This is a genomic window from Streptomyces sp. NPDC006368 (assembly GCF_040612535.1).
Lineage (GTDB): Bacteria > Actinomycetota > Actinomycetes > Streptomycetales > Streptomycetaceae > Streptomyces.
The window spans coordinates 327,306-339,587 of the sequence record NZ_JBEXQK010000002.1; the positions used below are offsets into that span (position 1 = coordinate 327,306).

Genomic DNA, 12,282 nt, shown 5'->3' on the forward strand with positions numbered 1-12,282 from the left:
AGCACTACGCTAACGGACGCCCGGGCGAGGCAGTGGTCCCCCTCGTTCTCAGCCCCGGCGCTCCAGCCACAGTTCCCTGCGCGGTCACGCAGCGCATCGACAGGAGAGTCCCTCGTGCCGAAGTCACGTATCCGCAAGAAGGCCGACTTCACGCCGCCGCCGGCCACGAAGCAGGCGACCAGCATCAAGCTCACGAACCGCAGCTGGGTGGCGCCGGTGATGTTGGCGCTGTTCGCCATCGGGCTCGTCTGGATCGTCGTCTTCTACGTCACCGACGGCTCACTGCCCATCGAATCGCTCGCGAACTGGAACATCGTGGTCGGGTTCGGGTTCATCGCCGGTGGCTTCGGCGTCTCGACCCAGTGGAAGTGAAGCGGCGGCCGGAGTGAACCGGTAGCCGTCAAGCCATGCCCTGAGGTTATCCACAGCGTTGTACACAAGGCCGTGGAAAAAGTTCAGACGATCTGTGGATAACCCCCATGATGTTGACGCCGATGTGACTGCGATCGCACCGGCGCCCGCCCCTCGCCCTCCCTGGAAAACCCCAGGTCAGCGGCGAGGGGCACAGGTGTTCCCCACCCGGGGCGCAGGATCCGCCACCCGTTGTGGACAACGTTGGGGAAAGCTCATGCTCAGCTGAGCGCGACGGTCCTCAGAACCACAGTCAGCAGGGTCAACAGGACCACCGCCCCACAGGCCGCCCACTGGGCCATCTGCCGCCGCTCGCGCGCCCCGCCGACCATGCCGTACGCGATGATCGCACCGGCGATCAGTCCGCCGATGTGCGCCTGCCAGGCGATGTTCGCCCAGAAGAAGGTGAGCACCAGGTTCAGGACGAGCAGGGCCATGACCGGCCGCATGTCGTACTTGAGCCGGCGCACGAGCACCACCGTCGCCCCCAGCAGGCCGAAGACCGCGCCGGACGCGCCCAGCGACGGCTGGTTCTCCGCGGCGATCAGATAGGTGAACGCGCTGCCCGCGAGCGCCGAGAGCAGGTACAGCGCCAGGTAGCGCACCCGGCCGAGCGCCGCCTCCAGCGGACCGCCCAGCCACCACACACCCAGCATGTTGAAACCGATGTGCCAGATCTCCCAGTGCAGGAACGCCGCCGTCAGCAGCCGGTACCACTCCCCGTCCGCGACGCCGACCACCTCACCGAGCCGGGGACTGAAGGCGTGCCCGATCAGGTCGAGCCGGTCCGTGAGCTCCGGCTTGGCCCGGGTGGCCAGGAAGACGGCGAGGTTGATCGCGATGAGGATCTTGGTGATCAGCTGCGGGTCCCCGGCCGTGATCCGGCCGCCCGCGACGGTCCGCGGCTGGTTGGCGGTCGGCGCGTGTCCGGTACCGGACCCGTTCCGTACGCACTCGGGGCACTGGAAGCCGACCGACGCCCCGATCATGCAGTCGGGGCAGATCGGCCGCTCACAGCGGGTGCACCGGATGCCGGTCTCCACACCGGGGTGGCGGTAGCAGCTCGGCGCCTGCTCCATGGGGTTCCCCTCGTCGTCCACTGGCGTGCCCAACGCGACGCCCCGTCCATCCTTACGGACGGGCGGGGCGGAAAGGTTCCCTGCCGGGACCGGGTCCCGATCGGGCGGACGTCCCGGGTCAGGACTTGCGGGTCTCGATCTCGACGGACTCGATGACGACATCGTCGATCGGGCGGTGCGTACGCGGGTTGGTCGGGATGGCGGCGATCGCGTCCACCACCCGCGTGCTCGCCTGCGTGGCCACCTCGCCGAAGATGGTGTGCTTGCCCGTCAGCCAGGTGGCCGCCCCGACCGTGATGAAGAACTGCGAGCCGTTGGTGCCCGGGCCGGCGTTCGCCATGGCCAGCAGGTACGGCCTGGTGAAGGCGAGCTCCGGGTGGTACTCGTCGCCGAACTCGTACCCCGGCCCGCCCGTGCCGTTGCCCAGCGGGTCGCCGCCCTGGATCATGAAGCCGCTCATGACGCGGTGGAAGACGGTGCCGTTGTACAACGGGTCCGTGGTCTTCACGCCGGTCGCGGGATGGACCCACTCGCGCTCGCCCTTGGCGAGTTCCACGAAGTTCCTGACCGTCTTCGGTGCGTGGTTGGGCAGGAGCCGGAGCTCGATGTCTCCCATGCTGGTCTTCAGGGTGGCGTAAAGCTGCTCGGCCACGGTGTGCCTTCCGTAAGTCCGCTGTGACGTAGGGGTGATCCTCCCACGCACGGCCCGACGGGGGACGAAAGCGAGCCGTTGATGCCCCCGGATGCCCGTATCGCATGCCGACCCCGACAGTGACAGGCATGATTTCAAAAAGGACGGAAAGGCGAATAGCGACCCCGCCACCGAGGAGGAGGATCTCGTGACCCGCAAGGACAGCGTGCGCGCCGCGACCAGTTCGGCGAAGGACAGCGTGCGACACGCCGCGGAAGTGGTGGCGCCCTACGCCGGCACGGCGAAGGACACGGCCGTGCACTACGCGCATGAAGCGCGTGTGAGGGTCGCGCCGAAGATTTCGAACGCCGCGCAGCAGGCCCGCGTCCAGTACGACACGATGCTCGCCCCGCACGTCCCGCCCAAGCTCGACAAGGCCGCGCAGCGTGCCATGGTCCAGACCCGCAAGGCCGCGCGCCAGGCGGCGGAGTACACCGGTCCGCGGGTGGAGAAGGCGGTCGCCGCCGCTCAGCCCGTACGGGAGGAAGCGATGAACCGCTCGGTTGCCGCTGTGGCGGCGCTGCGCGGGCAGGTGTCCGCGCAGGACATCCAGCGGATCGTCAGGAAGCACCGTCGCCGGGCCAGGACCGGGCGTTTCGTCAAGCGCCTCGCGGTCGTCGGCGTACTGGGCGGTGCGGCCTTCGCCGCGTGGAAGTGGTGGGACAAGCAGGCCAACCCGGACTGGCTGGTCGAGCCCCCGGCTCCCACGGAGGTCTCCGAGCGGACCCCGCTGACCTCGGTCGACGGCAGTGGGTCGACGCTCGATCCGGAGGTGGAGGCCAAGCAGGCCGAGGCCGAGGCCGAGTCGACGGACCGCGACGACCGTCCGTAAGACCGCGGGTCGGACCGCTAGGCGGCGAGCGCGAGGTCGGTGAGAGCCGGCCCGGCGGGAGCGTCCGGGGCGGCGACGGCGGGCAGACGGCGCACGGAGGGCGACGATCCGTGCGCCTCTGCGTGGATGCGCTGCTTGATCGTGGGCGGCAGGGACCGCCGGTCACGTACGGGCGCCGGGGCCGTCGCGGTCGCCGTCTCCGTCGCGGTCACCGCGGTTCCCTCCGGGGTGGATACCGGTGCCGGCGCGGCGGCGGCCGCGGTCCCGGTGCCGCACCGGAGGCCCAGGGCGGCGAGAAGCGCGGTCAGAAGGCAGACGAAGGCGGTCCAGACGCTGCGGACGTGCGTGACCTTGACGGCGGCCATGGCTGCTCGCTTTCGGGTTGAGCGATCTACATACCTTTCTCATGATGTGTACGCATCTCGGGAGGGCGAGGACCGACGCAGCCGCCCGACAGATCTTCCGATGAACACCACCCGGTCGGCCCAGTAAAAGTGGCGCCCCGCTCCGGAACGACCCCCCGTACCGGCCACGGCGGCCTGCCTCGCCCCGTCGCGGTCCCGTGGGACCCGGCTCGGGGCGAGCGGGAGGGCCGGCAGTGAGCGAAGCGCGTCAACTCCGCGCCGCGTTGAACGAATGCACCCGTACGTCCAGGTGTGTCCCCTCGGTATGGTCCAGGGTCAGTGGCGCCGGTTCCGGCGGTCGACCCGCCTCCTCGCCCGTCGAGGGGCTCTCCACCCGAGGTGATGATCACGTGACGTCCACGACATCGACCACTCCCGCGACCTTGGTCGTCCTCCCCGCCGACGTCCAGGACCTCCTCTTCAAAGAGGCCCACACCGCGCACACGTACACCGACGAGCCGGTGACCGACGCGCAGATCGCCGCCGTCCACGAGCTCGTCAAAAACGGCCCCACCTCCCTGAACAGCCAGCCGCTGCGCGGGGTGCTGGTCCGCAGCGACGAGGCACGCGCCCGGCTGGTCGCCCACATGGCGCCCGGCAACCAGGCCAAGACGCTCAAGGCCCCGCTCGTCGTCGTCCTCGCCGCCGACCTGCACTTCCACGAGACGCTGCACCGGGTCGCCCCGCATGTGCCCGACGCACGGAACCTCTTCACCGACGAGCAGGTGCGGCACGACGCGGCCGTCCTGAACGCCGCCCTCCAGATCGCCTACTTCATCGTCGGTGTACGGGCCGCGGGCCTGGCCGTGGGACCCATGTCGGGCTTCGACGCCCGCGCCGTCACCGACGAGTTCTTCCCCGGCGGCCGGCACCGCGCCCTGGTCGTGGCGAACATCGGCCGCCCGGGCCCGGACGCCTTCCGGCCGCGCGCGCCGCGCCTGGCGTTCGACGAGGTCTTCACGAGCGTCTGACGGAGCCGGCCGGGCGGGGGCGGCGCCGGGCGGGGGCGGCGCCGGGCGGGCGGGGGCGGATCCGTCTTTTTCGGCCATCCGGGGCGCTGAGGTGGCTGCTATCGTCCCCACCATGCCCGAGCTGCTCCCGCCCACCGTCCGGCTGCGCGACTCCTGGCTCGCCGCGTACGCCGAGTGGGAGCCCGGGGCGCACATGGAGGGGGCCGGTCTCGGCGCCGACGACGACGTGGACAGCCCCGAGGGCTTCGCCGCCTGGGTGGAGCGCCTGCGCCGGTGCGAGGACCACACGATCCCGCCCGAGGAGGGCCGGGTCCACACGACGTACTGGTGGATCGCGGAGGGCGACACGTATCTCGGTGCCATCGATCTGCGGCACTGGCTGAACGCCTTCCTCCTGGACGCGGGCGGCCACATCGGCTACAGCGTCCGGCCCTCGGCCCGCCGGCGCGGCCTGGCGACCTGGGCGCTCGGTGCCGCCCTGCACGAGGCGAGGACGCGCGGGATGGACCGGGTGCTGGTGACCTGCTCCCCGGGCAACCCCGCCTCCGCGCGCACGATCGAGCGCAACGGCGGGGTGCTGGAGGACGTGCGAAAGACCTTGATCGGTCGCAAACGGCGCTACTGGATCGACCTCTGATCGACCCGCCGCCGCGTCGGCGGCTGTGCGCGGCGACCGCGCCCCCTACCCCAAAACACCCCCTCCCGCCTGCGTTTCCGCAGCGGGAGGGGGTGCGAGGTGTGGAGCCCGGGGGAGCCGAATCCCGAAACCGTCACGCGGGAAGGTTGCCTGCACCCCGGCATCTGGCCGCGTACGACCATGATCGCGATACTGCTCATGCGAACTCCATCCGGCGGGAGGGAGTAGCCGCGTCGCGGCCTCGGTGGCGGTGCTTCAGATGGTGGCCGTGGGCTGTGCCGGGCTGATGTAGGACACGGTGATCCGCTCCACGTGCGCGACCAACAGGTTGTGCAACTCGTTCGCGGCGGTCCTGAGGATGTGGCCGTCACGGGTGGCCTGGAGGGTCTCGAGGACGAAGGCGACGTGGGTGGAGTCTTCGGTGACGCGGGTGCGGTGGGCGTCGCGGTGGTTCCAGTGGCGGGTGAGGACCCCGGTGGTGTCGGCGTAGACGATCTCGCCGGGCTTGGGCTTCTCGACGGTGTCGGGCTCGCCGAGCGGGGTGAAGGACTCGGAGCCGTCCGCGTGGCGGATGTCGACGCGGCCGGTGACGTGGTCGAGGTCGAAGGCTCCGGCGGGCAGGCCATGGCGGACGGAGACGGCGTTGTAGGAGTCGACGGCCGGGTTGATCCGCGGCAGTGTGCCCTTCTTGGCGAGGCGGCGGCCGAGGGCGTCGACGCTGGGGCGGACGCGGCGGGGGTTGGTGCCGAAGGATCGGTAGGCGGTGTGCCACGCCTCGATACGGGGGTCGGCCTCGTCGGCGGGCTGCCAGGCGCCCGCGGCCAACTGCTGCTCCAGCGCCTCCAGGGCAGCGGATGTGTCGGGCCAGGCCTCGTGTCCGTCGAGGCCGGTCGCGGTGACCACGGCGATGAGGGTGTCGGGGAAGGCGTCCGCTACGGCGGGGGCGATGCGGAAGGCGGTCATGGGAGGGGGTTTTCCATTCCTGCGAGCCTGCGGTGACGGGTGGTCAGGCCTGCCAAGGACCGATGCGTCCCAGGCGGCGGCGCTGCTGGGCCGCGGTGGAGAGGTCGAGGCCCTGGGCACGTTCGGTGAGGTGGTCGGTAACGGCGGTGCGGTGTTCGACGGCCTTGTGGTCGTCGTACTTGAACTTGGCCCGTACGTCGGCGACTTCCAGGCGCAGGCCGCGGATGCCGGGCAGCATCCGGCCGTAGGGGGGCTGGTCGACGGTGATGGGGGCGTGGTCGCCGGCGGGCTGGAAGTGGGCCATCTGGCGGCGCAGCAGCTCGGCTTTGGCCTCGGGGTCGTCGACGATCGTGGCGCGGCAGGTGAACTGGACGGCGGTGTAGTAGCTGGTGGGGACGCCGTCGGTGGGCGGGGTGCCGGGCTTGGCGCGCCAGGGGCCGGGGATGAAGGCGTAGTCACCGAAGACGGTGAACAGGACGTTCGGGTCGTGCTCGATCGCCTTCCAGGCGGGGTTGGGGCGGGCGAGGTGGATCAGGAGGTGGCCGGGGTCGCTGGTGAAGTGGGTGGGGACGGTAACGGGCGGCTGGCCGGGCAGGCCGTTGACGCTGAGGATGCCGAAGTCGTGGCCGTCGGCGATCCAGGTCTGCCATTCGGCTTCGTCCAGGCCGGCGTCCCAGGGCTGAATGAACATGCCAGGGCTCCTTGCGGTGCAGCAGGTGGCGAGGGGGTCAGGTGAGGGCGAGGAGGCTGACGGCGACGGCGGCAGCGCCCAGGCCGACAAGCTGGCCGCGGTGGATGCGTTCGGCAAGCACGCTGCGGGCGAGCAGCACTGTGCCGGCCGGGTAGAGAGCGGTGATCACGGCGACGACGGCGAGGTCCCCGCTGCGGGCGGCGAGCAGGAACAGCAGGTTCGCCACCGAGTCCAGCACGCCCGCGGCGGCCGACATCGCGTACGCGGGGCGTTCGGATCCCAGCTTGCGGTACATCAGCCCGGCCGCGACCAGGGTGACGGCAGAGGACACCGTCCGGCCGATGATCAGCGGGGCGACCCCGCTGTCGGACGGCGCCTGGTGCAGGAAGATCAACTGGAGGGCGATCGCGGCGCCCGCGCCGAAGGCCAGCAGCACCGCGGTACGCGACGGGCGGGCCGATCCGGTGCCGTGTCCAGCGCTGACCAGCACCACGGCGACCAACGCGAGCGGCAGGCCCAGAAGGCCGGCGAGGCCGAGGTGCTCGCCCTGCAGCAGACCGACGCCGGCCGGCAGCACGGCGGACACCAGCGCGGTGATCGGCGAGAGCACGGTCATCGGGCCGATCGCCAGCGTCCGGTACAGCAGGGCGAAAGCGGCAGCCGACGCGACGCCGGACGCGGCGCCCCATCCGATCGCGCCGGCGCTGAACGTGGCGCCGAGCACGGGCCACAGCAGCAGCTCGACCGCGAGCGAGGCCGGAGCCGCGATCATCACGGTCCGTAGGACGTGGGCCTTGCGGGCGCCGAGGCCGCCGAGGAAGTCGGCGCACCCGTAGGCGAGGGAGCTGCCCAGGGCCAGCAGCAGAGCGATCACGGCACGTACATCCCTTACTCTTGCAATGGAACGACTAAACCGTACAACGAACTGACCGAGGCGTGTCAACAAAACGACCGTACGGTGCATTGAAGTGGTCCACTCGTGAGGATGGTGATCGGATGGCCGAGACAGAGGCAGCCCTGCGGACGCTCGCCCACAACGTCAGAGCGGCTCGCACCCGCGCGGGCCTGACCCTGGACGAACTCGGACGGCGAGCCAAAGTCAGCAAGGGAGCCCTGGTCGCACTGGAGAAAGCCCAGGGCAACCCCAACTTCTCCACCCTTGTCCGGCTGGCCGACACCCTCGGCGTCTCCGTCTCCGCCCTGATGGAAGGACCGGCCGAGGGGCGCGTCCGCGTCGTGACCGCCGACGCCGTGATGCCGCTGTGGGCCGGGGCGGAGGGCAGTGAGGCCCGGCTCATGCTGACGACCTCAGGCCCCGCCCCGGTCGAGGTCTGGCGCTGGAAACTCCAGCCCGGTGAGGAATACCCCAGCCACCCCCACCAGGCCGGAGTCGTCGAGACCGTCAGCGTCACCGCCGGCCGGATGACCCTCGTCGTCGACGGCACCGAGCACCCCGTCGAAGCCGGACAGACCGCCGCCTTCGACGGCGACGCCCCCCACACCTATCGCGGCGCCGGCACGGAAACCTGCCACCTGATCATGACCGTCCACCTGCCGCCCGGCCCCGGCTCCACCACCTGACCCGCGCAGCGCACGCCAAAGCCGCAGTGGTGCCATCGCACCCCAGGGCACGAACTCCAGGGGGCCGGCGGCGGTGTCTCTTGGAACTGCTTGCCGGTCCGCTCCCGGCCGGGGCAGTGGCTCCGTCCGGGTGCGCGTCCTCCTCAGACCGCGACGAGCCGGGCCCGATCGCCGCAGAGCTTGCTCATGGCGTCGATGTCAGAGGTCAGCATGACGACGGGACGGGGGATCAGCCGGGGGAGCACAAGACGCGCTGAGGGCCAAGAACGCGGGCCTCCGAGCGCTCGTGTCAGCACACCGTGCTGAGACGCCAGCACGGGGAATCAGGACAAAAAACACCCCCCTGACTGCATTTCCGCAGGTCAGAGGGGTGCAAGGGGTGGAGCCTAGGGGAGTCGAACCCCTGACATCTGCCATGCAAAGACAGCGCTCTACCAACTGAGCTAAGGCCCCGCGACGGCCGCTGGGCGGCCTGTGCCGCAGACCAGAGTACCGGGTCCCCGGGGGTATCCCGCAAAAGGATTGGGACTCCCCGGCGACGACCACTCTCCGTAAGATGCTACGAGGTTCGCAGGAGCGAACCGCAGCGATGGGGAGACGCACATGGATGCAGCACAGCAGGAAGCGACCGCGAGAGCCAGAGAGCTCCAGCGCAGTTGGTACGGGGAGCCGTTGGGGGCGCTCTTCCGCCGGCTCATCGACGACCTGGGCCTCAACCAGGCCCGTCTCGCGGCGGTGCTCGGTCTGTCCGCGCCGATGCTTTCCCAGCTGATGAGCGGTCAGCGCGCCAAGATCGGCAACCCGGCCGTGGTGCAGCGCGTCCAGGCACTCCAGGAACTGGCGAGCCAGGTCGCCGACGGCAGCGTGAGCGCGGCGGAGGCCACCGACCGGATGGACGAGATCAAGAAGTCGCAGGGCGGTTCGGTGCTCACCGGCTCCAGCCAGTCGACCGTCGGCTCGGGCGCGCCGACCGTGAAGCGCGTGGTGCGGGAGATCCAGTCGCTGCTGCGCTCGGTGTCGGCGGCCGGCGACATCATCGACGCGGCCGACTCGCTCGCCCCCACGCACCCGGAGCTGGCAGAGTTCCTCCGGGTGTACGGGGCCGGGCGCACCGCGGACGCGGTCGCGCACTACGAGTCGCACCAGAGCTGACCGGTATCGAGGACGGGGCGGGCGCACGCGATGGGTGAGGTCTTCGCGGGTCGGTACGAGCTGATCGACCCGATCGGGCGAGGTGGTGTGGGTGCCGTATGGCGGGCCTGGGACCACCGCCGCCGGCGCTACGTCGCGGCCAAGGTGCTCCAGCAGAGCGACGCGCACACCCTGCTGCGCTTCGTACGGGAGCAGGCGCTGCGCATCGACCACCCGCACGTCCTCGCCCCGGCCAGCTGGGCCGCGGACGACGACAAGGTGCTGTTCACCATGGACCTGGTGAGCGGGGGGTCGCTGGCCCATGTCATAGGGGACTACGGGCCGTTGCCGCCGCGCTTCGTGTGCACCCTGCTCGATCAGCTGCTGTCCGGACTGGCCGCGGTGCACGCGGAAGGGGTCGTGCACCGCGACATCAAGCCGGCCAACATCCTGCTGGAGGCGACCGGGACCGGGCGACCGCACCTGCGCCTGTCCGACTTCGGCATCTCCATGCGCAAGGGCGAACCCCGGCTGACCGAGACCAACTACGTGGTGGGGACGCCCGGTTACTTCGCGCCCGAGCAGCTGAGGGGCGCGGAGCCGGACTTCCCCGCGGACCTGTTCGCGGTCGGGCTGGTCGGGCTGTACCTGCTCCAGGGCCGGAAGCCCGACTCCCAGGCCCTGGTCGAGTACTTCACGGCCCACGGCACGCCGGGCGCCCCGCAGGGTGTGCCGGAGCCGCTGTGGCAGGTGCTCGCGGGCCTGTTGCAGCCGGATCCGCAGATCCGTTTCCGTACGGCCACGGGCGCGCGCAAGGCGCTGTCGGCGGCGGTCGAGATGCTGCCCGAGGCGGACGGGGACGAGGAGCCCGTCGAGGTCTTCGACCAACTCGGGCCGCTGCCGGACGGTTTCGGCCCCGAGGGCCCGGTCCCCCGCGAGGACCGGCACCGGGACCGCGCCGCGAACACGTTCGCATCGGCGGCACCGGCCACATCGGCCGCCACCCACGCCCCGTCGGCCCCGTCGGCCCCGTCGGCCGGGGGAGCAGCCGCGCAGACCGCCGGTCCCCTGCCCGCTCCCGTGCCGTCCCCGCCGCCGCCCGCCCCGTCGGAGACCGGCAGTTTCCACCTGGCCCCTCCGCCGCAACCCGCGTACCCCCGGCCCGCGTACGCCGCGCCCGCCCACACACCGTCGGCCCTCACGTCTCCCACGCCTCACACGCCGCCGACGGCGCCCACCGTGCCCGCGCCGTACCAGCCGGCGCCCCCCACGCGGCAGCAACCGCAGCCGCAGGCCGCGCCGTCGCGGCCGGGCCCGCCCGTGAAGGTGGCGGTACCGGTGCTGTTCGTGGCTCTGGTGTGTTTCGCGATCGGGATCTGGGCGCTCACCCAGGTCTGATCACCCGGTCACCAGGTGCTGGGCGTCGACGTCGCGCGCCGCCGCGCCAGCAGCGTCCACACCCCGAGTCCGCCCACCAGCACGGTCCCGGTGCCGATCCCGGCCGCCGCCACGATCCTCATCGTGTCGCTCCGGTGCGCCTCGGAGCTGCTCTGCCCGCTGGCCGCCTGCTCCTTGTCGTCCTCCGTGACGGCGAAGATCCCGGCGGGGCCGTCGTACGCGGGCGGCTGCCCGGCCTGTCCCCGCACGAAGATCCGCAGCGTCAGCCCGTACGGCTTCTTCCCGAACTTGGCGCCCACCTCCGGGCTGAGGCTGACCCGCAGGTAGTACCAGCCCGCGAAGCGGGTGTCCTCGAACTTCGCGCTGGAGTCGAAACGGTTCTCATAGCGCACCGGCGGCAGCGGGTCGAGCGCGGCCGACTTCTGCTTTCCGTCGTACGAGAGGGAATCGGTGCTGCTCACCACGCCCTGCACCGGGTTGTAGAGCGTGACGGCGAGCGCGCCGCCGACGAAGCCGTCGCCCGTCGAGCTGCCGAGGTCGGCGCTGGCGAAGATCTGCTGCCCCCAGTCCACCGGTACCCGGTAGAACCGCGACCGGCCGGGTTCGATCGTGTCCGTCCACTCGCCCTGTTCGAGGCCGGTGGCGTCGAAGAAGCCGCTGCCGCCCGTGCGGGCCCGGGGCGTCCCGGCGACGGGCTGCGGGGAGGCGCTGGGCCAGTTCGTCGGTGCGGCGGTCGGGCCGGTCGCCTTGACCCTCGGCTCCAGCACGTGCCGGATCTCCAGGTCCCACGGCACCGGGCCGGCGGTCTCCTTGTCGGAGCGCTCCACGACGACGTAGTACGGGCCCGCCTCCTGGCACGACGTACGGTCCTTCTCGATCGTCCGGTGCGCGTAGGCGGCCAGCGGACGCGGGAACTCGGCCGAGCCGAAACGGGATTCGTTGGAGCTGCAGTCGTAGCCGTCCCGGTCCTGCAGCGAGACCTTGATGCCGTCGGAGAAGGTGACCCGGCTGCCGGCCCGGGGTACGGCCACGGCCGAGACGTACGCGCTCCTGGCCGCGTCCAGGTCGACGCGGTAGGTCAGCCTCTCGCCGGTCCTGATGGTGTCCCGGTAGGTCCGCCCGGCGCCGAGCGTGGGGGCGCCGCTGGTGCTCGCCGCGCCGTCCACCTGCTCGGCGCCCTCGGCGAAGGTGTACGCGGCGGACGCACCGGCCGCCCGCGCCTGCCCGGCCAGGGCCACCATCACGCACATCGCCGCCGTCCCGCCCCGCGCCCACCGGCCGGCCGTGCCCCACCGCCTCTTCACGCTCATCCCCTCCGTACGCGTACGACCAGGGCACCATCCTGCCCCGCCGGTCGCCCCGCTGTCCGTGGACCCCGTCGAACCTCACGACTTCGCAGATGCGACCACAATATTCACTGATGCAAAAGGAGTGCGAAGCGACTGTGAACAGCACGAAGCCCCGGCCGCTTCAGCGACCGGGGCCCGTACGCG

The 12,282-nt window shown here is 71.3% G+C and carries 14 protein-coding genes, 1 tRNA gene and 1 pseudogene; 7 read left to right on the forward strand and 9 right to left on the reverse strand.

From position 1 onward, the window contains the following. Window positions 1-114: 114 nt before the first annotated feature. Window positions 115-372: a cell division protein CrgA gene (crgA, locus tag ABZZ38_RS03350; RefSeq protein WP_356735178.1), complete on the forward strand. Its 258-nt coding sequence runs from the start codon at window positions 115-117 to the stop codon at window positions 370-372. Between the two features lie 260 nt (window positions 373-632). On the opposite strand, the gene ABZZ38_RS03355 is transcribed toward crgA, so the two are convergent. Together ABZZ38_RS03355 and ABZZ38_RS03360 are read right to left on the reverse strand one after the other, a co-directional pair. Beyond that, entirely contained in the window at window positions 633-1,490 is an 858-nt protein-coding gene (locus ABZZ38_RS03355) for a rhomboid family intramembrane serine protease (RefSeq protein ID WP_356735180.1), read from the reverse strand. Between the two features lie 118 nt (window positions 1,491-1,608). Beyond that, window positions 1,609-2,142 carry a peptidylprolyl isomerase gene (locus ABZZ38_RS03360; RefSeq protein ID WP_356735182.1) on the reverse strand — a complete coding sequence of 178 codons (534 nt, stop codon included), beginning with the start codon at window positions 2,140-2,142 and terminating at the stop codon, window positions 1,609-1,611. A 187-nt stretch (window positions 2,143-2,329) separates the two neighbouring features. Here ABZZ38_RS03360 and ABZZ38_RS03365 point away from each other — a divergent pair, with 187 nt between their 5' ends. Continuing rightward, window positions 2,330-3,013, forward strand: coding sequence for a DUF5324 family protein (locus ABZZ38_RS03365; RefSeq protein ID WP_356735184.1), 684 nt, complete (start codon window positions 2,330-2,332; stop codon window positions 3,011-3,013). Window positions 3,014-3,030: 17 nt separating this feature from the next. Here ABZZ38_RS03365 and ABZZ38_RS03370 read toward each other — a convergent pair whose 3' ends face one another. Continuing rightward, window positions 3,031-3,378 carry a DUF6344 domain-containing protein gene (locus tag ABZZ38_RS03370; protein WP_356735186.1) on the reverse strand — a complete coding sequence of 116 codons (348 nt, stop codon included), beginning with the start codon at window positions 3,376-3,378 and terminating at the stop codon, window positions 3,031-3,033. Between the two features lie 389 nt (window positions 3,379-3,767). Between ABZZ38_RS03370 and ABZZ38_RS03375 the strand changes: the two genes are divergently transcribed. Continuing rightward, window positions 3,768-4,388 carry a malonic semialdehyde reductase gene (locus ABZZ38_RS03375; protein ID WP_356735187.1) on the forward strand — a complete coding sequence of 207 codons (621 nt, stop codon included), beginning with the start codon at window positions 3,768-3,770 and terminating at the stop codon, window positions 4,386-4,388. Between the two features lie 112 nt (window positions 4,389-4,500). After that, entirely contained in the window at window positions 4,501-5,025 is a 525-nt protein-coding gene (locus tag ABZZ38_RS03380) for a GNAT family N-acetyltransferase (protein WP_356735189.1), read from the forward strand. Window positions 5,026-5,280: 255 nt separating this feature from the next. Here the strand turns inward: ABZZ38_RS03380 and ABZZ38_RS03385 are convergent, their stop codons facing one another. Genes ABZZ38_RS03385 through ABZZ38_RS03395 form a run of 3 tightly spaced genes read right to left on the reverse strand, consistent with a single transcriptional unit; the run spans window position 5,281 to window position 7,553 of the window. Then, window positions 5,281-5,988 (reverse strand): phenylalanine--tRNA ligase beta subunit-related protein, encoded by a 708-nt coding sequence (locus ABZZ38_RS03385; RefSeq protein ID WP_356735191.1) that lies wholly within the window; start codon window positions 5,986-5,988, stop codon window positions 5,281-5,283. Between the two features lie 43 nt (window positions 5,989-6,031). Continuing rightward, on the reverse strand, window positions 6,032-6,679 hold the full coding sequence (locus ABZZ38_RS03390; RefSeq protein WP_356735193.1) for an FMN-binding negative transcriptional regulator: 648 nt from the start codon (window positions 6,677-6,679) through the stop codon (window positions 6,032-6,034). 37 nt (window positions 6,680-6,716) lie between these two features. Next, a complete protein-coding gene (locus tag ABZZ38_RS03395) occupies window positions 6,717-7,553 on the reverse strand; it encodes an EamA family transporter (protein WP_356735195.1) in 837 nt (278 codons plus the stop codon). A gap of 122 nt (window positions 7,554-7,675) precedes the next feature. On the opposite strand from ABZZ38_RS03395, the gene ABZZ38_RS03400 reads away from it, so the two are divergent. After that, window positions 7,676-8,260: an XRE family transcriptional regulator gene (locus ABZZ38_RS03400; RefSeq protein ID WP_356735197.1), complete on the forward strand. Its 585-nt coding sequence runs from the start codon at window positions 7,676-7,678 to the stop codon at window positions 8,258-8,260. Between the two features lie 143 nt (window positions 8,261-8,403). Here the strand turns inward: ABZZ38_RS03400 and ABZZ38_RS03405 are convergent. Continuing rightward, window positions 8,404-8,484, reverse strand: a pseudogene (locus tag ABZZ38_RS03405) (DNA-binding protein); the annotation flags it as partial. A gap of 156 nt (window positions 8,485-8,640) precedes the next feature. Further along, window positions 8,641-8,713: transfer RNA gene (locus tag ABZZ38_RS03410), tRNA-Ala, on the reverse strand. Window positions 8,714-8,863: 150 nt separating this feature from the next. Here ABZZ38_RS03410 and ABZZ38_RS03415 point away from each other — a divergent pair. Beyond that, window positions 8,864-9,412: a DNA-binding protein gene (locus ABZZ38_RS03415; protein ID WP_356735199.1), complete on the forward strand. Its 549-nt coding sequence runs from the start codon at window positions 8,864-8,866 to the stop codon at window positions 9,410-9,412. 30 nt (window positions 9,413-9,442) lie between these two features. After that, on the forward strand, window positions 9,443-10,789 hold the full coding sequence (locus tag ABZZ38_RS03420; RefSeq protein WP_356735201.1) for a serine/threonine-protein kinase: 1,347 nt from the start codon (window positions 9,443-9,445) through the stop codon (window positions 10,787-10,789). An 8-nt stretch (window positions 10,790-10,797) separates the two neighbouring features. Here ABZZ38_RS03420 and ABZZ38_RS03425 read toward each other — a convergent pair whose 3' ends face one another. Then, window positions 10,798-12,099, reverse strand: coding sequence for a hypothetical protein (locus tag ABZZ38_RS03425; protein ID WP_356735203.1), 1,302 nt, complete (start codon window positions 12,097-12,099; stop codon window positions 10,798-10,800). Between the last annotated feature and the right edge of the window lie 183 nt (window positions 12,100-12,282).